Source organism: Variovorax durovernensis (assembly GCF_977011995.1).
In genome coordinates this window covers 506,204-528,465 of the sequence record NZ_CDRNCW010000002.1, presented here as the reverse complement: position 1 = coordinate 528,465, position 22,262 = coordinate 506,204, and the positions used below count along the sequence as shown (strand labels likewise).

Annotated in this window: 22 protein-coding genes; 15 read left to right on the top strand and 7 right to left on the bottom strand. The window is 65.0% G+C overall.

What is annotated here, in order from left to right; all coding sequences use genetic code 11:
* The first annotated feature begins 173 nt into the window (after positions 1 to 173).
* The 3 genes from ACWV14_RS34485 to ACWV14_RS34475 all read left to right on the top strand — a co-directional run bounded on the left by ACWV14_RS34485 (position 174) and on the right by ACWV14_RS34475 (position 1,559).
* Positions 174 to 488: a hypothetical protein gene (locus ACWV14_RS34485; protein ID WP_454902706.1), complete on the top strand. Its 315-nt coding sequence runs from the start codon at positions 174 to 176 to the stop codon at positions 486 to 488.
* Positions 485 to 940, top strand: coding sequence for a DUF411 domain-containing protein (locus ACWV14_RS34480; RefSeq protein WP_454902707.1), 456 nt, complete (start codon positions 485 to 487; stop codon positions 938 to 940). The genes ACWV14_RS34485 and ACWV14_RS34480 overlap by 4 nt, the downstream gene beginning before the upstream one ends.
* 250 nt (positions 941 to 1,190) lie before the next feature.
* Positions 1,191 to 1,559 (top strand): copper-binding protein, encoded by a 369-nt coding sequence (locus tag ACWV14_RS34475; protein WP_454902708.1) that lies wholly within the window; start codon positions 1,191 to 1,193, stop codon positions 1,557 to 1,559.
* Positions 1,560 to 1,674: 115 nt separating this feature from the next.
* On the opposite strand, the gene ACWV14_RS34470 is transcribed toward ACWV14_RS34475, so the two are convergent.
* Entirely contained in the window at positions 1,675 to 2,013 is a 339-nt protein-coding gene (locus tag ACWV14_RS34470; RefSeq protein WP_454914111.1) for a hypothetical protein, read from the bottom strand.
* A gap of 165 nt (positions 2,014 to 2,178) precedes the next feature.
* On the opposite strand from ACWV14_RS34470, the gene ACWV14_RS34465 reads away from it, so the two are divergent.
* From ACWV14_RS34465 to ACWV14_RS34450, 4 genes are all read left to right on the top strand, one after another.
* A complete protein-coding gene (locus ACWV14_RS34465) occupies positions 2,179 to 2,853 on the top strand; it encodes a heavy metal response regulator transcription factor (protein ID WP_454902710.1) in 675 nt (224 codons plus the stop codon).
* Positions 2,850 to 4,262 (top strand): heavy metal sensor histidine kinase, encoded by a 1,413-nt coding sequence (locus ACWV14_RS34460; protein ID WP_454902711.1) that lies wholly within the window; start codon positions 2,850 to 2,852, stop codon positions 4,260 to 4,262. Before ACWV14_RS34465 ends, ACWV14_RS34460 begins: the two co-directional genes overlap by 4 nt.
* A 475-nt stretch (positions 4,263 to 4,737) precedes the next feature.
* Positions 4,738 to 5,043 (top strand): cell envelope biogenesis protein TolA, encoded by a 306-nt coding sequence (locus ACWV14_RS34455; RefSeq protein ID WP_454902712.1) that lies wholly within the window; start codon positions 4,738 to 4,740, stop codon positions 5,041 to 5,043.
* A gap of 76 nt (positions 5,044 to 5,119) precedes the next feature.
* Positions 5,120 to 5,425: a DUF2933 domain-containing protein gene (locus ACWV14_RS34450; RefSeq protein ID WP_454902713.1), complete on the top strand. Its 306-nt coding sequence runs from the start codon at positions 5,120 to 5,122 to the stop codon at positions 5,423 to 5,425.
* A gap of 404 nt (positions 5,426 to 5,829) precedes the next feature.
* On the opposite strand, the gene ACWV14_RS34445 is transcribed toward ACWV14_RS34450, so the two are convergent.
* Complete coding sequence (locus ACWV14_RS34445) at positions 5,830 to 6,108, bottom strand: hypothetical protein (RefSeq protein ID WP_454914112.1); 279 nt, start codon at positions 6,106 to 6,108, stop codon at positions 5,830 to 5,832.
* 74 nt (positions 6,109 to 6,182) lie between these two features.
* Here ACWV14_RS34445 and ACWV14_RS34440 point away from each other — a divergent pair, with 74 nt between their 5' ends.
* The 6 genes from ACWV14_RS34440 (at position 6,183) to ACWV14_RS34415 (ending at position 13,044) form a co-directional block, all read left to right on the top strand.
* A complete protein-coding gene (locus ACWV14_RS34440; RefSeq protein WP_454902715.1) occupies positions 6,183 to 8,393 on the top strand; it encodes a copper-transporting P-type ATPase in 2,211 nt (736 codons plus the stop codon).
* A 147-nt stretch (positions 8,394 to 8,540) separates the two neighbouring features.
* Positions 8,541 to 8,888, top strand: a complete 348-nt coding sequence (locus tag ACWV14_RS34435) for a YkvA family protein (RefSeq protein ID WP_454902716.1) — start codon at positions 8,541 to 8,543, stop codon at positions 8,886 to 8,888.
* Positions 8,889 to 9,011: 123 nt separating this feature from the next.
* A complete protein-coding gene (locus tag ACWV14_RS34430; RefSeq protein WP_454902717.1) occupies positions 9,012 to 12,038 on the top strand; it encodes a Tn3 family transposase in 3,027 nt (1,008 codons plus the stop codon).
* Entirely contained in the window at positions 12,035 to 12,385 is a 351-nt protein-coding gene (tnpC, locus tag ACWV14_RS34425) for a Tn3 family transposase post-transcriptional regulator TnpC (RefSeq protein ID WP_454902718.1), read from the top strand. Before ACWV14_RS34430 ends, tnpC begins: the two co-directional genes overlap by 4 nt.
* A gap of 93 nt (positions 12,386 to 12,478) precedes the next feature.
* On the top strand, positions 12,479 to 12,643 hold the full coding sequence (locus ACWV14_RS34420) for a hypothetical protein (RefSeq protein ID WP_454908285.1): 165 nt from the start codon (positions 12,479 to 12,481) through the stop codon (positions 12,641 to 12,643).
* Positions 12,628 to 13,044 carry a hypothetical protein gene (locus ACWV14_RS34415; RefSeq protein WP_454908284.1) on the top strand — a complete coding sequence of 139 codons (417 nt, stop codon included), beginning with the start codon at positions 12,628 to 12,630 and terminating at the stop codon, positions 13,042 to 13,044. The genes ACWV14_RS34420 and ACWV14_RS34415 overlap by 16 nt, the downstream gene beginning before the upstream one ends.
* 23 nt (positions 13,045 to 13,067) lie before the next feature.
* Here ACWV14_RS34415 and ACWV14_RS34410 read toward each other — a convergent pair whose 3' ends face one another.
* The 5 genes from ACWV14_RS34410 to ACWV14_RS34390 all read right to left on the bottom strand — a co-directional run bounded on the left by ACWV14_RS34410 (position 13,068) and on the right by ACWV14_RS34390 (position 17,904).
* Positions 13,068 to 13,754 carry a GntR family transcriptional regulator gene (locus ACWV14_RS34410; protein WP_454908283.1) on the bottom strand — a complete coding sequence of 229 codons (687 nt, stop codon included), beginning with the start codon at positions 13,752 to 13,754 and terminating at the stop codon, positions 13,068 to 13,070.
* Positions 13,755 to 13,861: 107 nt separating this feature from the next.
* Positions 13,862 to 15,316 carry a dihydropyrimidinase gene (hydA, locus tag ACWV14_RS34405; RefSeq protein ID WP_454908282.1) on the bottom strand — a complete coding sequence of 485 codons (1,455 nt, stop codon included), beginning with the start codon at positions 15,314 to 15,316 and terminating at the stop codon, positions 13,862 to 13,864.
* A 25-nt stretch (positions 15,317 to 15,341) separates the two neighbouring features.
* Positions 15,342 to 16,061: an amino acid ABC transporter permease gene (locus tag ACWV14_RS34400; protein ID WP_454908281.1), complete on the bottom strand. Its 720-nt coding sequence runs from the start codon at positions 16,059 to 16,061 to the stop codon at positions 15,342 to 15,344.
* A 40-nt stretch (positions 16,062 to 16,101) separates the two neighbouring features.
* A complete protein-coding gene (locus tag ACWV14_RS34395) occupies positions 16,102 to 16,932 on the bottom strand; it encodes an ABC transporter substrate-binding protein (protein WP_454908280.1) in 831 nt (276 codons plus the stop codon).
* 75 nt (positions 16,933 to 17,007) lie between these two features.
* Positions 17,008 to 17,904, bottom strand: coding sequence for a dihydrodipicolinate synthase family protein (locus ACWV14_RS34390; protein ID WP_454908279.1), 897 nt, complete (start codon positions 17,902 to 17,904; stop codon positions 17,008 to 17,010).
* Between the two features lie 105 nt (positions 17,905 to 18,009).
* Between ACWV14_RS34390 and ACWV14_RS34385 the strand changes: the two genes are divergently transcribed.
* Positions 18,010 to 20,976 (top strand): FAD-dependent oxidoreductase, encoded by a 2,967-nt coding sequence (locus ACWV14_RS34385; protein ID WP_454908278.1) that lies wholly within the window; start codon positions 18,010 to 18,012, stop codon positions 20,974 to 20,976.
* A gap of 14 nt (positions 20,977 to 20,990) precedes the next feature.
* Positions 20,991 to 22,250 carry a M20/M25/M40 family metallo-hydrolase gene (locus ACWV14_RS34380; protein WP_454908820.1) on the top strand — a complete coding sequence of 420 codons (1,260 nt, stop codon included), beginning with the start codon at positions 20,991 to 20,993 and terminating at the stop codon, positions 22,248 to 22,250.
* Positions 22,251 to 22,262 lie beyond the last annotated feature (12 nt).

Sequence of the window (22,262 nt, the reverse complement as noted above, 5' to 3'; positions counted from 1 at the left end):
CTCAGGCGCAGGTCAGCTAGCCATGGCGCACGCGGGCGAAGCGCGGCCGGTGAAGACGCCGGCGACGGGTTCCGCGCCAGCTCCGAGCCGCTGGAGAAGGCGTCGTGGCAGGCGTATGCGATGAACGACGAGGTATCGAACGACACCATTCGATTTATCAAAAGGAGTCAAACATGAAGACGATTTCATCTTTGCGTCACCGCTGGAATGCGGGTGGTCGGATTGCGCCGAAGCTACTCATGTTTTCTGCCGGCGCTGTCGCGCTGGGCACGGTTCTGGGCGCATGCACCAGCGCGGGGGTGCAAGGCGACACCAAGGCTGCGGCACCAGCGACGGCCGAGCAGTGCGCCGAGAAACGCCTCGTATTGCCGCTCGATCACGGCCCGCGCCCGCAAACAACGCCGTACGAAAACAAGCTTCGCAAGCAGCGCTTTGCAGCCGAAGTGAAGGACTGCCTGGCCGCAACCTCCAAGGGACCCGTGCAATGAGCCCGCCTCGCCGACGCTTCTTGGCGGCGACCGCGATCGCCCTGGCCGTCCCGACATGGGCCAGGGCAGCTTCGCGGGTTGTCGACGTCTGGAAAGGACGTGGCTGTCTTTGTTGTGAGGCTTGGGTCAAGCACCTGGAGAGCGCGGGTTTTAACGTGACGGTGCACGACGTTGGCAACAAGGAGGCGCATGCGCGCCTTGGGATACCTCTGAAATATCGCGCATGCCACACCGCCAGCACCGACGGCTATGTGTTGGAAGGGCATGTTCCCTTCAGGGAAATCCAGCGGCTGTTGCTGGAGCGCCCCGACGCCATCGGCTTGGCGGTTGTCGGCATGCCGCGCGGATCGCCGGGCATGGACGGTCCGGCGTACCGCGGACGGCGAGATCCGTTCAAGGTGCTGCTCGTTCATCGAGACGAGAGCGCCACGATCTACCAGTCCTATCAATGAAAGGAAACCCAATGAACACCTCACGCACAGCGCTTGCCGCCATGCTTTGCGTAGCACTCACACTGCCTGTGCTGGCCTGCCCGACATGAACACGAGCTGGATGGACAAGGAAATGATGGCCAAGTGCCACGAAATGATGATGAATCACAAATAAGGAGAACGCCCCATCTCTATCCAAATGCCGCCGAATGGCGGCCACACCTGCACGCATTACCCAATTTACCCATCAATCGATTACCCAGGAGTTCCTATGAAGAAAATCGCATTCGCTTCCCTCATCGTCGCAGCGCTGCTGCCCGCAACCGTTTTGGCGCAGCAGAAGATGGACGACATGAAAGGCATGGACATGTCCAACATGAAAGACATGAACATGCCCAAGAAGTCGGCAAGCACCGCTCAAGTCACCCACATGGCCATGGGGGAGGTGAAGAGCGTCGATCCCAAGGGCCAGGTGGTCAACGTGGCGCATGAGCCGATCAAATCGTTGAACTGGCCGGCGATGACGATGGGATTCGTGGTCAAGGACAAGATGCTGATGGACAAGCTGGTCGTCGGCAAGAAGGTCCAGCTCGAATTCGTGCAGGAGGACGGCAAGTATGTCGTCACGGCCGTGAAATAGGCAAGACGATCGAGTCAGCGGCGCGCCGCCCATTTCTTCCTTGCGGGCGCGCGCCACCAGTCAGCCACTCAACTACGAGGCGCCAAGCGATCAAGCCATGCGCCGAAGCGTAGACCTACAGGCTCTTTTCGGGATTCGCAGGCGTTTCGACGCGACGCACACGGGTCGAAGGATGCCCGGATTGAGCGGCTGCTTGTGCTGCGTCACTCGCAGCCGAGCGTCCGCTCAGCATACGGCCGGTGGCATCGACCTTCACCAAACCGAGCCTCGGATGCATCCAATAATGAGTTTTGCCGCCTTCGGCGTTGGCTGGCGTGGCCTGATTCGGCGCTCCAGTATCAGGGGCCACGGCAGGAGGTGCTGCAAAGGAAACGGCAGCTCCCAGCGACAGCGCTGCAGCCAGAATAGAAGCAAAAAGTTGGTTTGACATGTTCGTGCCCTCGTCATTGGTCATTCAAATCGTCAGCGGAGACTGACGGCCTCACGCGTTCCGCAAGATATAGGGGTGCGTCGTGATGGGGAGATTGTGAAAACCGGCCAGGCACCAGAATCTGATGAGTTGATGACGTTTTTGTAATGCGAGCAAGCAACCTCTGGGGGCTGCAAAAGGTTCAAGGAAATGAAAATCCTGTTGATCGAAGACGAAGCGAGTGCGGCTGCGTACCTGAAGCAGGGCCTGACAGAGAGCGGCTTCACGGCGGAGATCGCGACCAACGGAAGCGACGGACTGCATGCCGCCATGAACGGCGACCACGACTTGGTGGTCTTGGACGTGATGTTGCCCGGTATCGACGGCTTTGCGGTGTTGTCCGCGCTGCGAACGTCGAAGCAGACGCCCGTGCTGATGCTCACGGCCCGATCCAAGGTCGACGACAAGGTCAAGGGGTTCGAGCTCGGCGCCGACGACTACCTGGTCAAGCCGTTCCAGTTCCCGGAGTTGCTTGCGCGGATCCGCGCGCTGCTCAAGCGCGGTGCCAAGGTCGCCTCCGACGATGTGCTGCGCATCGCCGATCTCGAGGTCGATTCGGTCAAGCATCGCGCAACCCGGGCCGGCCAGCGCATCGATCTTTCGGCCAAGGAATTCGCGTTGCTGGTGTTGTTCGTGCGCAGGAGCGGCGAAGTGCTGTCCAGAACACAGATCGCCTCGCTGGTATGGGATATCAATTTCGATTCCGACACCAACGTCGTGGACGTGGCGGTGCGTCGGTTGCGTCTCAAGATTGACGACCCGTTCGAGACCAAGCTGATCCACACCGTGCGGGGCGTGGGGTACGTGTTCGAGCTCCGGTCATGAAGCTGAAGAGCTTGTCCATACGGCTGGCACTCTGGGTCGGTCTCCTGGGCCTGCTGCAAGGTGCGGGTGTTCTGTGGTTTTCCTATCTCACGATGCAGCAGGAATTCGCGGCACAACGCCGTGCTGTGCTGCGCGACAAGGTGGATCAAGCGCGCCAATTGATCGGCGACATGCCGGATGAGGCCGCCATTCGCGCCAAGGCCTTCGAGCTCGTCGATCTCGTGACCGGGCACGCCGAATTGCATCTGGCGATCGCTCGGCAAGGGGCGACGGCGCCCATCGTCGCGTTCAGCCGCGAAGCCAACGAATCCCTGAGCCGACTGAAGGACGACACGTGGGGGACGGACGCCTTCCTGGAATGGCGCGCGAACGCCAGCGGTGCCCTGATGCTGTCGCAGGCAGGGGCTGTACAACTCCAGAACGGCGAAGCCTACGAGATCGTCGCCACTGTCGATCGCAGCGACGACCAGAGATTGCTGCGCAGCCTTCTGCTCACCTCGGCGACGGCGGCGCCATTCGGCCTTGCGCTGGTGATCGTCAGCGCGTTGGCGATCGCCGTTTGGGGTTTGCAGCCGTTGCGGCGATTCCAGAAGGCCACTGCCGACATCACCGCGCGCAACCTCTCGGCGCGAATCGACTCGAAGGGTCTGCCAAGCGAACTGCAAGACCTTGGTGTGGCCTTCAACGCGATGCTGGAGCGTTTGGATGACGGCGTGCGCCGGTTGTCGGAGTTCTCGGAAGATCTGGCCCATGAGCTGCGCACCCCGTTGGCGACGCTGTTGGGGCGCACGCAGGTCGGGCTCTCGCAGCCGCGTACAGCCGAGCAATTGACCGACCTGCTTGAAAGCAATGTCGACGAACTGCAGCGCCTCAGTCGACTAGTGTCCGACATGATGTTTCTGGCGCAGGCCGACCATGCGCAAGCCGCCGTGGAGCAGCGCGATATCGATCTGGCAGACCAAGCGCGCACCGTGGCCGAATTTCTGCAGTTGATGGCCGACGAACGTGACATCAAGATTTCGGTGGAGGGCAGCGCCGTCGTTCCCGCGGACGGAGGCCTTGTGCAAAGAGCCATCACCAACTTGCTTTCGAATGCGGTGCGTCACGGCGCGAAGGGAACGCCGGTGAAAGTGACACTGTCATACACCGACGAACGTCATGCGGCGCTGGAGGTGGTCAATCAGGGAGATCCGATCGCGCCTCAGCACCTGGAACGACTCTTCGATCGCTTTTACCGCGTGGACAGCTCCCGCGCCAGAGATCTGGGCGGCACTGGGCTCGGGTTAGCCATCGTCAAAGCAATCATGAGCCTCCATGGCGGGCAGGTCGCGGCCGCCAGCAATATCCAAGGTGAAACGCGCTTCACACTCTACTTTCCCCGTTCGGGCAAGGGAGTACTGGGACGATGACTCAAGGCCTGATTAGACCGGCAACTTTGTAATGCGGGCCCAGAAGGTGGGGGCCGACACCATGCGTGTCCCAGGTTTGTCCCGGATGCTCGCGTCTGCCCAGCGCAGCATGCCCAGCGTATGGCCGATTAAGTAGCGGGCTGGTCAGGCCGAGCGTAGTGCTGTGGCGGTTCTGCCGTGACATCGCCCACAACCGGATGGCTGGCGCTGGGCGACAGAATCCGAGCTTTGCAGATCGCGTGTCCACAGCGCGCACGGAAGATCCGCAGGGACTTGCAAACCTGCCCGCGCAAGGCGCGATGAATCGAAACGAAGCGCCCCGTTCAACGCCACCTGCAGATGACGAGATCGTCATGCGATGGTCAGAGTGTTGACGCGCCTTGCTTTCTAAAGTTTGAACCGTGATCAAGCCAAAGGCACGCGATGAAGCCAACCGCCCTAGGCGTCACGTCTCATAACTCTTGAGGAGCCTGAAATGAAAAAAATCCTGTTCGCCCTCGGGGCAACGACGCTGCTGCTGTCCGGCGCCTATGCGCAAAGCCAGTCGCAGGAAGCAGTCCCACCGACCAACACCAAGCCGCAAGCCGTGGCCGAGGCCAGGAAGAACGCCAAGCCTGCAGGAGTTGTTCGAATCAAAGATGGCAGCACGGCCGTTGGGCAAGGCTCCGGCGTGAGAGTGACGAGCAAGTCCGAAATGGCCGGCGAAAGCCGGAAAGCGGCGCGCGAGGCACGCCCTCATCGGGATTCGACGCAAGGCGGCACTCCCCAGGAATCTCGGTGAGTCGTCCCAAGGGGCTATCTCTTCGGAACCGGCAGCTTGCCGGTTTGACCAACGTAGGCGACCGCCAATCAGCGAGATGGCAGGATCCATCTCGCTGCGGCACTTCAATTCAAAGGATTTGGTTATGAACTGCGATTCGAAAACATTGATCAAGATTGCCGTTGGGCTAGGAATTGCGCTGGCCGCGGTGTACGTCGTGCTGCCCACATCCCATGCGTTCATTCTGGCCGCCGCCCCATTCTTGTTGTTTCTCGTCTGCCCGATTGCAATGATTTTCATGATGAAGAGCATGAATTGCACGACCGGGGAAGAGCGTGCCAAGGACGTCAAAGGCAAAGCAGCAAATTCCCCCCTGGACGAGCCCAGGTCGGACAAGACCTAACCACGAATTCCGATCATGCATTCACGCGCGATCGGTGGCGCAGTCCTCGCATGAAGTTAAAGAACCGAATGCGACAGGACGAATGGACATGCGGTAGCCGGGGAATCGATCATGTATATGCTCGGGCGCTGGGTTCCCTTGGAAGTGGTGAACACCATCTTTATCCTCTGGGGTCTTTCCGTTGTGGTGTTGGTGTTGGTTGTGTTCTGGCATAGCCGGCGACGAACCGTCGCCGGCAAGCGAAAAAGGCCCCGTCGCACAAATGGAAAGAGAAAAAACTGGCGCTTCAAGCGCTAAATCCTGCTCATCAAAGGTTTGCGACACCTTGATCTATGGCTACGCTGAAAAAGGTCCATCGGCTGGCGAAGGCGGATCGAGTCCTTGGCCGGGCCATGATGTCAATTTCAACGCACTCGGTCCATATTGGACGGGTTCACGCACAGGTACGCCTGGTCGAGCGCCGCTTCACAGGCCGGGTCGGCCTGGGCCAACTGTTCCAGCGCGCACATCAGCGGCTCGGCAATTTCCCAGCGCCGTTCGGCCACGGCCCGTTGGTAGAGCCGCAGCACTTCCTGCTCCAGAGAGCAGCGGCAGATCTCGAATTTGTTGCGCACCATCGCAGCCTTCATGAAAGCTTGTTGCCACGGCACATACCGTAAACCTTGCCACGGTGCCAAGGTCAAGCGTGTGGGGATTGCTTGACCTTTACATGATGGGAGGGTTCAAACTGCCCGAAGAAAGAAGGAGCTGTCCTGCCATGAAGCCGCATTCCCACGCATCCGCCGATGTTGCAATGAAGTCCGGCGTCGATGCGAGCGTCGAGTACACATGCCCCATGCATCCGCAGGTGCGGCAGGTAGGGCCCGGGAGCTGCCCGATTTGTGGCATGTCCCTGGAGCCGGTTGTTGCGACGGCGGCACCCGGAGACAGTGCAGAGTTGCAGGACATGAGCCGCAGGTTCTGGATCGGCCTGGCGCTCAGTCTGCCGGTGGTGGTGCTCGAGATGGGCGGGCACCTCGTCGACCTGCACCGCCTGCTGAGCCCGCAAGCATCCAACTGGCTGCAATTGCTCTTCGGCACACCCGTGGTTGTGTGGGCCGGCTGGCCGCTCTTCGTGCGAGGCTGGGCTTCGGTGAAGAACCGCAGCCTCAACATGTTCAGCCTCATCGCCCTGGGCGTCGGCGTCGCATGGGCCTACAGTGTTGTCGGGACGGTGGCGCCGAATTTGTTCCCGGCGCAGCTGCGTGCCGCAGGCGGGGCCGTCGCGATCTATTTCGAAGCGGCCGCGGTGATCACGGTGCTGGTTCTCCTGGGACAGGTCCTGGAGTTGCGCGCGCGGGAAAAAACATCCGGCGCGATACGCGCGCTGCTCGATCTGGCACCGAAGACGGCCCTGCGCGTCAAGAGCGATGGCTCCGACGAGACCGTCGACCTCGACGCCATTGGCGTGGGCGAGCACCTGCGGGTTCGTCCCGGCGAAAAAGTACCTGTGGACGGCGAAGTGGTGGAAGGCAAGGCGACGGTCGACGAATCGATGGTCACTGGTGAACCCATCCCCGTCGTCAAGGCGCCGGGCGCCAAGGTCACAGCGGGAACCATGAACCAGACCGGCGGCTTCGTCATGCGTGCCGAGAAAGTGGGAGCGGACACCTTGCTCGCGCAGATCGTCCACATGGTCGCGTCGGCGCAGCGCAGTCGCGCGCCGATCCAACGCATGGCCGACCAGGTCGCTGGTTGGTTCGTGCCGCTCGTCATCGCCGTCGCGCTCGCGGCCTTCGTTGCCTGGCTCATCTGGGGCCCCAGCCCGGCCTTGTCGTATGCGCTCGTTTCAGCGGTCGCCGTCCTCATCATCGCGTGCCCCTGTGCCTTGGGATTGGCTACCCCGATGTCCATCATGGTCGGCGTCGGAAAAGGCGCCCAGCATGGCGTCCTGATCCGCGATGCCGAGGCGCTGGAGCGTATGGAAAAGGTGGACACACTGGTGCTCGACAAGACCGGCACCCTGACCGAGGGGCGGCCAAAGGTGGTGCACATCGAGCCGGCGCCGGGCTTCGATGCCGCCACTGTGCTCCAGAAGCTCGCCAGTGTGGAGCGTGCCAGCGAACACCCGCTGGCCGCTGCCATCGTGGCCGATGCGCAGGCGCGTCAGTTGCAGCTGGCGCCAGTCACCGAATTCGACTCTCCTGCCGGCAGGGGCGTGGTGGGAACGGTGGACGGGATGCGGGTGGTGTCGGGAAACGAGCAGTTCCTGAACGAAAACGGCATCGACGCCGCCGCCTTGAGTGCGGCGGCGGAAGGATTTCGCGCCCAGGCAGCAACGGTCATCTTTGTGGGCATCGACGGCCGGATGGCAGGTCTCGTTGCCATTGCCGACCCGATCAAGGTAAATACGCAGCAGGCGATCTCGGCGTTGCGCAGCGAAGGCATTCGCGTCGTCATGCTCACCGGTGATGGCAAGACCACGGCGCAGGCCGTGGGTCGGCAGCTCGGGATTGACGAAGTCATCGCGAACGTGCTGCCGCAGGACAAGGCCTCGGTGGTTCAACGGCTGAAGGCGCAAGGCGGCGTCGTGGCCATGGCAGGCGACGGCGTCAACGATGCGCCTGCACTGGCTGCAGCGGACGTCGGTATTGCGATGGGAACTGGCACGGACGTGGCCATGGAAAGTGCGGGCGTGACGCTCTTGCACGGTGACCTCCTGGGCATCGTGCGCGCCCGTCGACTCTCGCAGGCGACGATGAAGAACATCAGGGCCAACCTGTTCTTTGCCTTTGTCTACAACGCGGCTGGGATCCCGTTGGCCGCTGGCGTGCTCTACCCGTTTTTCGGCATCCTTTTGTCACCGGTGATCGCAGCAGCAGCGATGGCGTTGTCGTCGGTCAGCGTCATTGCCAATTCGTTGCGCCTGCGCACGAGCACGGTGGCCGATCGAAACGCCGACGCTGGGGCGGCCCGCGCACAGCAATAATCACCTTCGAACAGCCGTCACAGGCAAGAAGTCCTCTTTTGTCGATCCCGCAAGACGTTCGCCTGTGGGCCCGTCGCGTCAAGCGCGATGCCATGCCCCCGTGGTCCCGCGCGCCGTCACCCGGGCACGTCGTGGCTGCCCAAGCTGATGGCGGCCTTTGTCGTCGCTTATGCGCTCAGTCCGATCGACCTGATTCCGGACTTCATCCCGGTGCTGGGGTATATCGACGATGCGCTCGTGCCGCCCGGTTTGATCTGGCTGACGATCCGGCTGCTTCCCAATGACCTGCTGGCTGAATGCCGTGTCAAGGCGGACGACTGGATGCGGCGCGGCGAAGGCAAGCCACGCACCTGGCGGGGCATCGCATTGGTTGTTGCGATCTGGGTCTTCGCGCAGCGGGCTGGCCGCGCATCCGCGGCTTTGATGCTCGCTTTCGTGCTGTCGGTGATCGCGGCGTGGCTCTGGTTGTGGTTCGTGGCATGGTCTGGTCAATGAGGTGCCGCCCGATCTAATCGACGTCGCCGGAGATGGCATCCCTCTCTGACGCGCTGCGCACACGAGCTGTCATCGGCTACGCTGCGTGTCCAGGTCGACCCTGACCAGCGGAGGTTTTGTGCCATGGCGAGCATTGAACGTACGGCTTACCCTCGATTTCCTCGGACGTTGACGCTCAAAGATTTGCAGGCGTCGTTCACTCCGAGGCCCGAGGAAATTGAATGGGCGCAGCGGCATTCGCGAACCGCGGAACGTCGCCTGGCTTTGCTCGTGCTGCTCAAATGCTTTGAGTTCCTGCGTCACTTTCCGGCGCTCGAAACCGTTCCTGTCGAGCTCGTCGAGCATGTTTCAGCCACCTTGGGCACGGCGCCGACCGAGAGGATCGAGTTCGCGTCGCTGGCCACGCTGTATCGTCATCACAAGGCGATTCGCGAACTGCTCGGTGTCAGGCCCTATACCGATGGGCAGACACGGAAGCTGACGATCCAGGCTGCCCAACAGGCCGCCAGCATCGTGGAAACCCGCGTCGACATCATCAACATCACGATCGAGGAGTTGGTGCGGCTGGGCTACGAACTACCGGTGTTTCGCACACTCGACGAAATCGCCGAGCAGGCGCATTCGGCTGCCGAGGCTGCCTTGCACAAGCGAATCAACCAGCGCCTGACCCTGGCCCAGCGAAACTGGCTGGATCGGTTGCTGGCCGCCGAACTGCCTGCCCGACGCACGCTGTACAACCAGATCAAGAGGTCCGCGAAAAAGGCCTCGCGCAAGCATCTCGATCTGCTGCTGGACCAGTTGACCTGGCTCGAGTCCTTGCCCGACAGCGATGCGCTGCTCGACGGCGTGCCAGCGACCAAGCTCAAGCACATGGCCGACATGGCATCGGCGCTCGATGCGGGCGACATGAAGGATTTGCTGCCAGCCAAGCGCTACACACTGATCCTGGCATTGATCCGTCAGATGCGCGTGAGGGCTCGCGATGACGTGGCCGAAATGTTCATTCGCCGCATTGGAGCCATCCACAAGTGCGCCAAGGAGGAACTGCAGGTGATCCAGGCGCGCCAGCGCGAACTGAGCGAGGAGTTGGTCGCCACGCTGGAGCAGGTGCTGGAGATCCTCGCCGAAAACCTGGACGACGCGAGTACCGGCCAGCGCGTGCGCGATCTGCTCGCTCCGCACGGTAACCTGGACCAGTTGAGGACGGACTGCGAGGCCATCCGCGTGTGGAGCGGCGGCAACCACCTGCCGTTGATCTGGAAGGCCTTCAGCAGTTGGCGCGCGGCGATGTTCCGCATGGCGAAGGCGCTGCGCTTCCAAGCCGCCACCCAGGACCGCAATCTGCTCGATGCCCTGGAGGTTGTGCTGGCCAACGAACACCGCAAGGTCGAGTGGATCGCAGACGACCTGACGCTGTCGTTTGCCTCCGAGCGCTGGCGCAAGCTGGTGCGCCGTTCGCATGGCCTGGGCCATCCGACGAACCGGCGTTACCTGGAGGTGTGCGTGTTCAGCTATCTGAGCGGTGATCTTCGCTCAGGCGATGTGTGCATTGAAGGCTCGGAATCCTTTGCCGACTATCGCGCGCAGCTGTTGCCCTGGAAGGAGTGCGAAGCGCTCCTGCCGACGTACTGCGACCGGATCGGCATACCGACCGCGGCGGATGATTTCGTCGACGGTCTCAAGCAACTGCTCACCCAGACCGCCGAAAAAGTCGACGAAGAGTTCCCACAGCATGCGGGCGACGTGGTGATCGGCAGCACTGGCGAGCCGACCCTGCGGCGTGTCGCCGCACGCGAAGTGCCGGCGTCGGCCATCGCTTTGCATGCAGCCATCGAGAATCGCACGGTGCCGCGCAACCTGCTGGATGTTCTGGCCAACATCGAGCACTGGACCGGATTCACTCGCAATTTCGGTCCCCAGTCAGGCGACGATCCCAAACTGCGCAACGCACGCGAGCGCTACTTGCTGACCGTGTTCGCGATGGGCTGCAACCTCGGACCCAACCAGGCCGCGCGCCACCTGTCAAACGGTGTGACGCCGCATCAGCTGTCCTATGCCAACCAGCGGCACATGAGCCTGGACCAGTTGGACAACGCCTGCCGCGATCTGACCGAGTTGTACTTGCGGCTCGAATTGCCCAAGCTGTGGGGTGAGGGCAAGAAGGTGGCGGCCGACGGCACACAGCACGATTTCTACGACCAGAACCTGCTGGTGGGCATGCATTTCCGGTACCGGCGCATGGGTGCGGTGGCTTATCGGCATGTGGCCGACAACTACATCGCGGTGTTTCGCCATTTCATACCACCAGGGGTACTCGAAGCGGTCTATGTCATTGAGGGCCTGATGAAGGCCGGTCTGAGCGTGCAGGCCGATACGGTGTATTCGGACACCCATGGGCAATCGGAAACTGTTTTCGCCTTCACACACCTGGCGGGCATCCAACTAATGCCCCGCATCCGGAACTGGAAGGACCTGCGCTTCTACCGACCCGAGAAGGGCACACGCTACCGTCATGTCGATCGCTTGTTCACTGACGTGGTGGACTGGAAGCTGATCCGGGACCACTGGCGAGATCTCATGCAGGTGTCCATCTCGATCCAGGCCGGACGGATCGCCTCGCCGATGCTGCTACGCAAGCTCAGCCAGGAAGGACGGCATAACCGGCTCTTTGCCGCGGCGCGCGAACTCGGCCGCGTGCTGCGCACCGTCTATTTGTTGCGCTGGATTTCCAGCAAGGAGATGCGCCAGGAGGTGAGCGCCACGACGAACAAGATCGAGTCGTACCACGCATTCACAAAATGGCTGGACTTCGGCGGTGACGTGATCAACGAGAACGACCCCAACGAGCAGCAGAAGCGGGTTCGCTTCATCGACCTGGTAGCGTCGTCGGTGATCTTGCAGAACACGGTCGACATGATGCGGGTGCTGCAGGAGATGTACGCCGACGGGGAGCCGGTTTCCGCCGCTGACGTCGAATACCTGAGTCCGTACATGACTTCGGGCATCAAGCGTTTCGGCAACTACCACCTCGACCTGAAACGGCCGCCGGAGCCTTGGGTCAAGGAGTCGCAGTTTCGGGAGGCGGCCAAGCGCGCGCGAGCTGCGGCCGCGGAGGCGCAGCGCGCCAACCAGAAAGGAGCTGGCGCATGAGCGATCTGGACCTCACCATCGTCACGGCCTACGGCCGGCTGGACCGGGCTGCGCTGACGCGTGCGCAGACTAGCTACGACACGACAGCACTGCTGAGTGCGGTCGAGGAACTGGACAAGATTGTTGGGCGTGCGCGAGGGCAGGATGGCCTTCGAGACATCCTGCTGCGGCTGCACGGCATGGCCCACGCTGTGATCAATGGCGCAGGGCTGTCGGTCTCCACGAGCCAGGAAAGTCTGCCGGAGCTGGCCTTCGATGCAACTGCAGAGATTCTGCAAACGATCTCTACGCTGCAAGGGTGGGTGAAACTGATCGAACCGTTGGAGAGCCTTCAGTCTCGCGATTGAGCGGCGAAAATCGCATAAAAGGTTTGGTCCAAACAACCTGAGGGCTTATGAGCCAAAACTGGCCTTATCCTGGCTTGCCCTCTGGGTGCGGGCGTGTTGCTGCTGCTGGCGGCGGGCCGCAGCCGCTCGTTCCTGGCGCGCCTCGTGGTCGGCGCGGCGGGCGGCGCGCTGATCGGGCGCGCAGCCAGCGGAACCGGGGGCATCGCCAAGCTGGCGGGCGCATTGCAGGCAGGAGGCTGGGCATGGCCGCGTCGCTGACCCCTCGCGCTGGCTCGGTCGCCGGGCCCGAACGCTACTGGGCGCCGTGCCTGGCGGTGGCGCTGCTCGCCATGTTCCTGTTCTACGTGACGCTGCAGGATTTGGTCCGCGAGAGTGCCGCGCGCGCCCCGGTGCCTGTTGCCGTGATGCCGGCGCGCGTGGAGGTGCGGCCGCCGCCCGCGATGGCCGAGCCCGCCCGCCAAGCGCCGGTGCAGCCGGCGCGGCCCGTGCGGACCTATGCGCTGGCCATTGCCGATGCCCCGCAGCAGCCAGCGGTCGTGAAGCAGGTAAAGACCGTGGAGGTGAGCAAGTGCCTCACGCCCTCGGGCGAGGCCGAATACTCCGACGGCCCTTGCCCCGAAGGGGCCCAGGCCTCCAAGCTGCGCTTGCGCCAGGACTGACGCTCAGCCGTCCGCACGCCGTGCTACTCGGTCAGCGCGCGCTTGACGTCTTCCTGCAGGCTTCGCAAGTGATCGCGCATGGCCACGCGGGCGCTTTCCGCATCCCTTGCACGCAGGGCGCGGATGATCGCGCCATGCTCGTCGTGGTTTTCCGGCTGCCGGTGTAGCGGACTGTGCAGGCGGAACAGCCGGGCGTTGACGCGCAGCTCTTCCACCAGGCGCGGAAACACCACGTTGCCGCTGGCTCTGGCAATGAGCAGGTGGAACCGGTCGTCGAAATGCCAGTGCTCGGTCTCGCTGTGCTCGCCGGCATTGAGCGACTGGATGTCTGCTTCCAGCGCGTCGACCTCCGCGTCGGTGATCTTGCCGACCGCCAGCGAGATCGCTTCGCATTCGATGACTTCGCGAGCGCGCATGCAGTCGAAGTATTCCTTGGTGCCCAGCGCGCGCACCGCATAGGAGCGTGCATCGCGCCGCACCAGCAAGCCCTCGCCCGCCAGCCGCACCAGCGCCTCGCGCATCGGTGTGCGCGAGATGCGCAGGTCGTCCGCAAGCCGGGCCTCCTGCAAGGGACTGCCGGCAGAGATCTGCCGGTCGAGGATGAGCGTGCGCAGCCTTTCGTAGGCCTGCTCGGCAAGGCTGGCAGACCGCACCTCCAGGGGCGCGATCGTGATGGTGGCGGGCTGCGTAGGGCTTGGAAGGCTGGGCATGCGGAAAGGGCGAAGGCCACGAAGGAGGCCGCAAACAAGGCCGCAAAGCGCGGCCGAATGGGGCGGGAGAGCTTAGCAGGGCCGCATTGCGGTGCGGCCCTGCTGCATCAAAGCCATTTGTCCAGGGGATTGCCCTCGTTGGGGGCACGCGGCCGCAGGCAGGGCAGGAACTGGCCCGACCCGGGTTCGGCCAGGAACTCACCGTCTTGCCACACCACGCGCCCACGCGAGACGGTGACGCCAGGCCACGCCCGAAGCTGCATGCCTTCATAGGGCGTGTAGTCGACCGCGTGGTGGAGCATGCTGTTGGTGAGCAGCTTTTCATTCCCCTGGGCGAACACGTCCCACACGACGAAATCGGCGTCGCTGCCGACGGCGATGGTCCCCTTGCGGGGATACAGCCCGTACAGCCGCGCCGGGTTGGTGGCCGTGAGTTCGACGAAGCGGTGGATGTCGATGCGCCCTTTGAGCACGCCCTCGCTCATCAGCAGCGGCAAGCGGGTTTCCACGCCTGGAATGCCATTGGGGATGCGGTCGAAGGACGCGTCGTCGCCGGCCACGCGCTTGCCGTCCCTGCCGCCCATGTTGAAGGGCGCATGGTCGGACGAGAAGATGGTGAAGAGCCCGCTCGACAACCCGTTCCAGATGAACTGCTGGTTGGCCTTGTCGCGCGGCGGCGGGCTGCAGATGCAGCGCGCGCCATGCATCGGGTCGTCGGGGTCGATGCCCAGGTCCTCGGCGCTCAGGAACAGGTACTGCGGACAGGTCTCCGCATGGATCGGCAGGCCGCGCCCGCGCGCCCAGTGAATCTGCTCGACCGCTTCGCGGCCAGAGACGTGCACGATCAGGATCGGCGTGTCGACGAGTTCGGCCAGTGCGATGGCACGGTGCGTGGCCTCGCGCTCCACCGCCATGGGGCGCGAGCTGCCGTGGTAGCGCGGCGCGGTGAGCCCCGCGTCGAGCAACTGCTCGGTGAGCCAGGCGATGCAGTCGCTGTTCTCCGCATGGATCATCGTCATGGCGCCGTGCCTTCGCGCGGTGGCCAGCACTTCGATGATCTGGCGGTCGTCCAGCTTGAGGTCGTCGTAGGTCATGTAGATCTTGAAGGAGGTGTAGCCCTTCTCGATCAATGCGGGCAGTTCGCGCTGCGTCACGTCGCGCGTGGCGTCGGCCACGATCAGGTGGAAGGCGTAGTCGATCACGGCCTTGCCTTCGGCGCGGCGGTGGTAGTCGTCCACCGCCTCCTGGATGCTGTGGCCCTTCTGCTGCGCGGCGAAGGGCAGCACGGTGGTGGTGCCGCCGCAGGCCGCGGAGCGCGTGCCGGTGAGAAAGTTGTCCGCAAAGCGCGAGCCGTCGCTGGTTGGCTGGTCGAAGTGGCAGTGGCCGTCCACGCCGCCGGGCGTCACCAGCCGGCCGCGCGCGTCGATCTCGCGGTCGGCGCTCGCGTCGAGGCCTTGCGCAATGGCGCAGATGCGCCCGTCGCGCACGCCGATGTCGGCGGTGTAGCGGTCACCCGCGGTGGCGATGTCGGCGTTGCGCAGGATCAGGTCGTAGGTGCTCATGAGGCGTGCTCCGGGGGCTTTCTTTCTAGCGCTGCTCGAGCGCCGGTTCGGCGGGCATCACCGGTGCGCTCGCGTTGCCGTAGGCACGGCCGTAGTGGCGCTCGATGCGCCGCTGTATGAAGTCCCACGCGGTGGTCATCAGCAGGTAGTAGATGGCCGCGACCACGAATAGCTCCAGCACCATGAACTTCTCCTGAATCAGCACCTGGGTGCGGCGCAGCAGCTCTTCCATGGAAATCACTGAGGTGATCGAGGTGGTCTTGAGCAGGCCGTTGATGCTGTTGCCCAGAGTCGGCACGATCAGTCGCATGGCCTGCGGCATCACGATGTAGCGCATGGTCTGCGCGCTGCTGAAGCCGACCGCGCGCGCGGCGTTGGTCTGGCCGGCTGAAATCGACTGGATGCCGCCGCGCACGATCTCCGCCAGGTAGGCCGCCTCGTTGAGGATCAGCCCCAGCAGCGCCGACTCGATCACCGACAGTTTCAGACCCAGCTGGGGCAAGCCGGTGTAGATGATGATCAGTTGCACCAGCAGGGGCGTGCCGCGGAACACCCAGATGTAGAAGTGCGCCGGCCCCGCGATCCAGCGATGGCTCGACAGTCGGGCCAGCGCGAGCGCGCAGCCAACGATCAGCCCGCCCGCGATGGCCGCGAGCGTGAGCCACAGCGTGGTTACCGCGCCGCTGAGAATGTACGGATTGAACAGGTAGTCGACGAACCCCGACCAGCTCCAGCCTTGTCCCATGAGTGTTCCTTGGTGTGCTCGATGGCGATGGCGGCGGGGCTCAGCCCGCCGGACCCTTGACGCTCACCGCGCCGTCGACGGCCTTGACGCCGTACTGGTCGAACAGCTTCTGGAAGCTGCCGTCGGCCTTCATGTCGTTCATGGCCTTGGCCATCGCGGCGGCCAAGTCCTTGTTGCGCGCGGCCAGCGCGACCGGCGTGGGGAACAGGCCATGCAGCACACGTTCGAAGTCGCCGCGCTTCTGGTACTCGGCGCCCGTCGAGTCGATCGACAGGGCCACCTCGACCTGCCCCGCGCGCAGCGCCTGGAACGCCATCGCGAAGTTCTCGAAGGTGCGGATAGTCATGCCCTTCATGCCCTTGTCGGTGAGCTGCTTGTCGAGCTCGCGCGCCTTGCGCTCCTCGAAGCCCCCGAGCTCCACGCCGATGCTCTTGCCCGACAGGTCGTCCGGCTTGGCGATCTTCAGCGGGTTGCCCTTGGCGGTGCTGATGCTGATGGCCTGGTCTTCGTAGATGAGCATCTGCATCAGCTTGGCACGCTCTTCCGTATAGAAGATGCCAGTGTTGATGACGTCCCAACGGCCCGCCTGCAGGCCCGGGATCATGGCGGAGAACTCGATGCGAACGTATTCGGGCGTGAGGCACAGGCGCTTGGCGATGGCCTCGCCGAGTTCCACGCGCATGCCCTTGAGTGCGCCTGTCTGGTCGACGAACTGCATCGGCGGCAGCGTGGGGTTGACCGACATGGTCAGCGTGCCCTTCTTGACGAGCGCCGAGTCGGGCACGGGCGACTTGCAGGCCTGCGCGTTCGCGGCGCCCGCGCAGAAGACGAAGAGTGCCGTTGCCGACGCGAGAGCGGAGAGCAGTTTCATGGGAGTGTCCTTGAGGAATGAACGAACGAGGCGACGAGGTGAACCGGGAAGAGGGCGGGCAGGCGGGAGCGGCGCTCAGGCGTGGATCGAGTCCAGCAGGTCGAGGCGCGCGAGGGCGCTGCGCAAGTCGGCGGCGTCGGCGTCGGGCAGCGGCAGGCGGGGCGCGCGCGGCTTGCCGACCGGCAGGCCCATCATCGTGAGCCCGTCCTTGGAGGCGGCGACGTACCGGTGGCCGCCCACCCAGCGCACGATGGGCAGCATCTGCTTGTAGAGGGCGAGTGCGGCGGGCATGTCGCGTTCGTCGGCCACCAGCTCGAACAGGCGCGCCGACATCTTCGGGATCAGGTTGGAGCACACGGCCACCCAGCCCTGCGCGCCGAGCCAGAACGACTCGTAGCCGAGGATGCCGGCGAACACGGTCATGCGGTCGCCGCACAGCTCGATGATGTCGCGCACGCGGGTCACCTCCAGCGTCGACTCCTTGATGTATTTGCAGTTGTCGATGCGCGAGAGGCGGGCCACCAGTTCCGGCTTGAGGTCGACGTTGGCGGTGGCCGGGTTGTTGTAGACCATGATCGGAATGTCGATCGACTCGCCCACCTTGCGGTAGTGCGCGAACAACTCGTCGTCGGTGGGCGTGCTGTAGAAGGGCGGAATGATCATGACGCCGTCGGCACCCATGCTCTGCGCCTCGCGGCTCAGCCGCACGCATTCGTCGGTCCACTCCGCGCCGGTGCCGATCAGCACCGGCACGCGTTTTGCTGCAGTGCTCACGCAGGTTTCGATCACCAGCTGGCGCTCATCGGGCGTCAGCGACAGGAACTCTCCCGTGCTGCCCAAAGGGATCAGCCCGTGGATTCCTTCCTCGATTTGCCAATTGACCAGCTTCTTCAGTGCCGGCACGTCCACGTGCAGGCCGTCGTCGGTCATGGGGGTGATGAGCACCGTATAGGTGCCGCGGAACGCTGTCATGGGGCAGTCCTTGGAAAATCGGATGACGAAGTATACGTATACGTGTAGTATACGTATACATTCAAACGCGTCAACGCTGATTCCGTTTTTTCCTCGCACCTGCCCATGAGCGCCAGACTGAACCACCCCTCGATCGCCACGGCCGGACGTCCCGTCCGCTTCTGGTACGACGGCCAGCCGGTGGACGGCCTCGAAGGCGAGACCATCGCGGCCTCGCTCGCGGCCAGTGGCATCAAGGCAATGCGGCATACCCGCGGCGGCGAGCGCCGCGGCCTTTACTGCGGCATGGGCGCGTGTTTCGATTGCCTGGTCACGGTGGACGGCCAGGCCAGCCAGCGCGCCTGCCTGACCAAGGTGGCCGAAGGCCAGAAGGTGCGCTCCACCTTGCCGGCCGGTACGCCTGACGACCCGTTGCAGCCGCTCACGCCCGATGCCGGTGCCGAGCCCGCCCGGCGGCAGGTCGACGTACTGGTCGTCGGGGCCGGCCCGGCCGGGCTTTCGGCGGCGCTGGCGGCGCGCCAGGCCGGCGCCGAGGTCCTCGTGCTCGACGAGCGCCTGGAATCGGGTGGGCAGTTCTACAAACCGCTCGCTCCGTCTCATCGCGCAGCCACGCCGGCGGACCGCCAGTTCGCGCAGGGGCTGGCGCTGGCGCAGGAAGTCCGCGCCGCCGGCGTCACGGTCATCCAGCGCGCCCAGGTCTGGGCTGCCTTCTCGCCGACGGAGGTCGCGGCGCTTGTCGACGGCCATGCCACGGTCATCGAATGCCGCCAGCTTGTGATCGCGCCCGGCGCCTACGAGCGGCCTGTGCCGTTCCCCGGCTGGACGTTGCCCGGCGTGATGACGACCGGCGCGGGCCAGACGCTGGCTCGCGCCTACCGCGTCTCGCCGGGCCGCCGGGTGGTCATCGCGGGCAACGGCCCGCTCAACCTGCAGCTGGCCGCGGAGTTGCTGGCTGGCCGCGCTGAAGTGGTTGCCGTGCTGGAGTCGGCCCCGCACCCGTCGCTGCGCCACTGGCGCCAGCTGCTTGCCGCTGCGCGCACCGCGCCCGACCTGATGGTCGACGGCTGGCGCTATCTGCGGCGGCTGCGTGCCGCCGGCGTACCGGTGCTATGGGGGCACGCCGTGGTCGAGGCGCAGGGCGATGCCGACGCCACGAGCGGCCTGCGCCGGGTGGAGATCGCGCGCGTGGACGCCCAGGGCCGCGCGGTGCCGGCAACCCAGCGCGCGCTGGAGGCCGACACGCTCTGCCTGGGCTATGGCTTCATCCCCTCCACCGAGCTCGCGCGCATGCTCGGCTGCGCGCACCGTCTCGCCGACAGACACTTGGGGCATCTGGCCACCGTCACACAGGAAGACGGCGCCACCAGCGTGCCCGGTGTATATGTGGTGGGCGACGGTGCCGACCTGGGCGGCTCGCGGGTCGCGCTGGCGCGCGGAACACTGGCCGGTGCCGCGGCAGCGCGCAACCTGGGCCTGCAGGCAAGGACGCCGGCAGGCCTTGCCGACGCGCCGACCCGCCTGCACCGCGCCGAGTGCTTCCAGCAGGCCCTGTGGTCGATCTACACGCCGCCGCCCGTCACGCTGGCTGCTGTGCCTGACGACACCCTGCTGTGCCGCTGCGAAGAAGTCAGCTTCGGCTCGGTGCGCGAGCAGATCCGTGCTGGTGCCGACACCCTGGCCGCCATCAAGCGAAACACGCGCCTTGGCATGGGGCGCTGCCAGGCACGCTATTGCGCCGTGACCGCAGGGCGGCTGGTGGCCGAGCTCACGGGCCGGCCGCCGGAGGTCGAGCAGTACTTCGCGCCGCGCCCGCCCGCCAAGCCGGTGCCCGCCGGCGCGCTCGGCTTCGAAAAGCCCGAATGGGGCGGCCACAAGCCCGCCATCACGCCCAATCTCGCACGGCCGGTCGAGCACGCGCCCTTCGAGCCGTTGCGCACCGACGTGCTGGTCATCGGCGCGGGCGTGCTCGGCGCCTGCCTGGGCTACTTCCTGTCGAAGGCAGGCCGGGACGTCACGGTGGTGGACCGCGACGACCTCAACCTGCAGGCCTCGGGCGCCAATGCGGGCAGCCTGCACGTGCAGTTGCTGTCCTTCGACTTCGGTGCCAAGGCGCAGGAGGGCGGCGGCCCCGCCGCGGCCACGCTGCCGCTGGGGCCGCTGTCGGTGCGCCTGTGGCAGGAGATCGAGGCCGACTGCGGCGAAGACCTCGAGATCAGGATCACCGGCGGCCTCATGGTCGCCGACAGCGAAGCCGGCATGCGCTTCCTCGAAGCCAAGGCTGCCCTGGAGCGGCGCCACGGCATCGACGCGCAGGTGATCGGCGGCGCCGATCTGCGCCGCCTGTCGCCCGCGCTGTCGGGCGAGCTGCTCGGCGCCGAGCTGTGCCCCATGGAAGGCAAGATCAACCCGCTGCGCGCGACCTACGCGGTGGCACGGCGCGCGCAGCAGCAGGGCGCCCGCGTGCTGCGCGGTTGCGACGTGCAGGCCATCGAGCGGCTGCCGGGCGACGGTGCCGGCTACGTCGTGCGCACGTCGCGCGGCGTCATTCATGCGGGGCGCGTCGTCAACGCGAGCGGCGCCTGGTCGAGCGCCATCGGCCGCATGCTGGGCGTCGCCATTCCGGTCAAGGGCGCGCCGCTGCAGATGATCGTGACCGAACCCGCGCCGCCGCTGGTCAATCACCTGGTCGCGCATGCCGACCGGCACCTGAGCCTCAAGCAGGCGGCCAGCGGCGGGCTTATCGTCGGCGGCGGCTGGACCGCCGCCTTCAACGAAGACATGCGCCTGAACCGCGCCGTGCGCGACAGCATCGAAGGCAACCTGTGGGTGGCGCACCGCGTGCTGCCCGCGGTACGCGGCCTGCACATGCTGCGCTGCTGGGCCGGCATGAACGTCAACATCGACGGCGCTCCCATCCTCGGCGAGGTGCCGGGCTGCCCTGGTTTCTACAACGCCGTGACTTCCAACGGCTACACGCTTGCACCCGTCACCGCACAACTCGTCACCGAGCTGATCGTGCGCGGGCGCACCGACTTCGACATCACGCCTTTTCGCATCGAACGCTTTCTCTGACCGCCATGATCGACATGACCGACAACGCCCCCGCCTTCACCCTTGCGCGCGATTCGCTGCGCCAGTTCATCGACGCCCACTTCGACGAGCAGGTGAGCACGCTCGCCGAACTGGTGCGCTGCCCCTCCGACAACCCGCCCGGCGACTGTGCGCCGCACGCCGAGCTCACCGCCCGCCTGCTCGAAGCCATGGGCTTCGAGGTCGAACGCCATGCAGTGCCCCCTGAGTACGCGGCCGCGCACGGCATGCGCAGCGTGACCAACCTGATCGTTCGCGAACGCTTCGGCGAGGGCCCCGTCGTCGCGCTCAACGCCCACGGCGACGTGGTGCCCCCGGGTGCCGGCTGGAGCGTCGACCCCTATGGCGGTGAGGTGCGCGACGGCTGGCTGTACGGCCGCGGCGCCGCGGTGTCGAAATCCGACTTCACGACCTACGCTTTCGCGATGCGCGCGCTCAAGCAGCTCGCCGCATCGGGCACGCCGCTGGCCGGCACGGTCGAGCTGCACCTGACCTACGACGAGGAAACCGGCGGCGTGACCGGCCCAGGATGGATTCTGTCGAAGGGCTTGAGCCGGCCCGACTTCGTGCTCTCCGCCGCCTTCTCGCACCACGTGGTGGTTGCGCACAACGGCTGCCTGCACCTGGAGGTGTCGGTGCGCGGCACCTCGGCACACGCGGCGCGGCCCGACACCGGCCACGACGCGATCGAGGCCGCCGCGACGTTGCTGCCTGCGCTGTACCGCTACCGCGACGGCCTGGCCGACCGGCCCTCGCGCACGCCAGGCATCACGCACCCGACCATGGTTGTCGGGCTCATTGCCGGCGGCATCAACACCAACGTGGTGGCCGATGCACTGAGCCTGCGAATCGACCGGCGCATCGTGCCCGAAGAATCGCCCGAGGCCGTGGAGGCCGAACTGCGCGAGGTAATCGAGTCGGCCTGCAGCGCGCTGCCCGGCATCTCGGTGCAAATCCGCCAGATCCTGCTCGCACGGCCGTTCGCGCCGGCGCCGGGGGCGGACGAGCTGGCCGCCCTGGTGTGCCGCGAGGCCAGTGACGTGATGGGCAAGCCGGTCACGCCCATCGGCGTGCCGCTTTACACCGACGCGCGCCTGTACAGCGAAGCGGGCATTCCCACCGTGATGTATGGCGCCGGGCCGGAATCGCTGCTCGAAGCCAACGGCCACCGTGCCGACGAGCGTGTGCCGCTGGACGCACTGCGCAAGGCCACCCGCGTGGTCGCCAACACGCTGCACCACTTGTTGACGCGCTGAACCGCGCAGGAG

Coding starts and splice junctions, on each gene's coding strand:
- ACWV14_RS34485 (WP_454902706.1), top strand. CDS start 174: ATGAAGACGATTTCATCTTTGCGTCACCGCTGGAATGCGGGTGGTCGG.
- ACWV14_RS34480 (WP_454902707.1), top strand. CDS start 485: ATGAGCCCGCCTCGCCGACGCTTCTTGGCGGCGACCGCGATCGCCCTG.
- ACWV14_RS34475 (WP_454902708.1), top strand. CDS start 1,191: ATGAAGAAAATCGCATTCGCTTCCCTCATCGTCGCAGCGCTGCTGCCC.
- ACWV14_RS34470 (WP_454914111.1), bottom strand. CDS start 2,013: ATGACCAATGACGAGGGCACGAACATGTCAAACCAACTTTTTGCTTCT.
- ACWV14_RS34465 (WP_454902710.1), top strand. CDS start 2,179: ATGAAAATCCTGTTGATCGAAGACGAAGCGAGTGCGGCTGCGTACCTG.
- ACWV14_RS34460 (WP_454902711.1), top strand. CDS start 2,850: ATGAAGCTGAAGAGCTTGTCCATACGGCTGGCACTCTGGGTCGGTCTC.
- ACWV14_RS34455 (WP_454902712.1), top strand. CDS start 4,738: ATGAAAAAAATCCTGTTCGCCCTCGGGGCAACGACGCTGCTGCTGTCC.
- ACWV14_RS34450 (WP_454902713.1), top strand. CDS start 5,120: ATGGCAGGATCCATCTCGCTGCGGCACTTCAATTCAAAGGATTTGGTT.
- ACWV14_RS34440 (WP_454902715.1), top strand. CDS start 6,183: ATGAAGCCGCATTCCCACGCATCCGCCGATGTTGCAATGAAGTCCGGC.
- ACWV14_RS34435 (WP_454902716.1), top strand. CDS start 8,541: ATGGCGGCCTTTGTCGTCGCTTATGCGCTCAGTCCGATCGACCTGATT.
- ACWV14_RS34430 (WP_454902717.1), top strand. CDS start 9,012: ATGGCGAGCATTGAACGTACGGCTTACCCTCGATTTCCTCGGACGTTG.
- tnpC (WP_454902718.1), top strand. CDS start 12,035: ATGAGCGATCTGGACCTCACCATCGTCACGGCCTACGGCCGGCTGGAC.
- ACWV14_RS34415 (WP_454908284.1), top strand. CDS start 12,628: ATGGCCGCGTCGCTGACCCCTCGCGCTGGCTCGGTCGCCGGGCCCGAA.
- ACWV14_RS34410 (WP_454908283.1), bottom strand. CDS start 13,754: ATGCCCAGCCTTCCAAGCCCTACGCAGCCCGCCACCATCACGATCGCG.
- hydA (WP_454908282.1), bottom strand. CDS start 15,316: ATGAGCACCTACGACCTGATCCTGCGCAACGCCGACATCGCCACCGCG.
- ACWV14_RS34400 (WP_454908281.1), bottom strand. CDS start 16,061: ATGGGACAAGGCTGGAGCTGGTCGGGGTTCGTCGACTACCTGTTCAAT.
- ACWV14_RS34395 (WP_454908280.1), bottom strand. CDS start 16,932: ATGAAACTGCTCTCCGCTCTCGCGTCGGCAACGGCACTCTTCGTCTTC.
- ACWV14_RS34390 (WP_454908279.1), bottom strand. CDS start 17,904: ATGACAGCGTTCCGCGGCACCTATACGGTGCTCATCACCCCCATGACC.
- ACWV14_RS34385 (WP_454908278.1), top strand. CDS start 18,010: ATGAGCGCCAGACTGAACCACCCCTCGATCGCCACGGCCGGACGTCCC.
- ACWV14_RS34380 (WP_454908820.1), top strand. CDS start 20,991: ATGACCGACAACGCCCCCGCCTTCACCCTTGCGCGCGATTCGCTGCGC.